We start from the raw sequence: 1,068 nt of genomic DNA, 5'->3' as shown, positions 1-1,068 counted from the left end.
GGCGAGTCCGAGCCCCGCATCGTGATGGTTGATGCGACCGCGCTGAAGTTCAAAGCGAGCGAGCGTGATCGGCCCGCCTTCGCGGGTGCGAAACAGATCGCGGCACTGGTGCGAGAGCCTTTCGAACTGGTGCCGGGGGAAACGCGCAGCGTCATGATCGACAAAGCCGTCGGGCCCGCGCGGATGGTTGCTGTCCCGGTTTCCGCGGTGGCGGCGCGCGATTACCTGCTTACTCCGCATACGTATCTCAGTGCCGACGAAGTCGCCGGTGAACCCCGAATCCGGCGCATCGCCGACTCTGCTCGCTCGGCGGAGACGGCCCTAGCTGGAGCATTGGTTCCGGTTTCGGCTCCTACACCCTTCATACGCAACGATGTTCAAAAGTCCGGTTACCCCGAGGGGTGGAAGGTTCGCAAGCTCGTCGAGCTGTGTGACATCAAAGCCGGGCCCTCCAGGCTTAAACGCTCCCTGATGGTGACCGGCGACGACGCCCGCGTACCGGTGCTTCGGCCCAGCAGCCTCAAAGCCAGGCATATCAGCGGGGAAGGTCTCGATCGGACCACCGAGAAGGTGGCCTGGAACTTCGCTGACTACGGCTTGCTCGCCGACGACATACTCGTTGTCCGCGTGGGGCAGGTACAGGATGCCGCCATCGTGGGCGAGAACATGGACGGGTGGCTGTTCGACTCCAACCTGACCCGGCTCAGGGTCCGACCTGATGTCGAGGTTGAGCCACGCTACCTTCTCGAGTTCCTACTCTGCAGGCGCACCAGTGATCGGATCCGGGCGACCGCGTCGGTGCATGTCGCACCGACCATGAGCGCGGGCGAACTCGCCGAGCTAGAAGTTCCGGTGCCGCCGCCGGCGCAGCAGCGGGTGATCGTTGCCGCGCTGGTGAAACGAGAGGAGCGGATCGTATCCCTGCGGCAGGCGATTCGGGCCGAGGAGGAGATGCGTGACGTGCTGGCGGAGGCATTGGTTGGTGGCGTCGTCGGGCTCGACGGGGTGTAGCGGGCCATTCATGCGAGGCCGGGGGGCGGCTTAGTGTGGTGGCCCACCCGGGTGGCT

1 protein-coding gene is annotated in these 1,068 nt (G+C 65.2%); it reads left to right on the top strand.

The window, feature by feature from the left end:
• Positions 1–1,011, top strand: a 1,011-nt coding sequence (locus tag ACFWPJ_RS33625; RefSeq protein ID WP_378857674.1) for a restriction endonuclease subunit S, incomplete at its 5' end; no start/stop codon positions are given.
• Positions 1,012–1,068: the final 57 nt, after the last annotated feature.

The sequence above is a fragment of the Nocardia sp. NPDC058497 genome, from assembly GCF_042720195.1.
Lineage (GTDB): Bacteria > Actinomycetota > Actinomycetes > Mycobacteriales > Mycobacteriaceae > Nocardia.
This window is presented reverse-complemented; position numbering and strand designations above follow the sequence as displayed.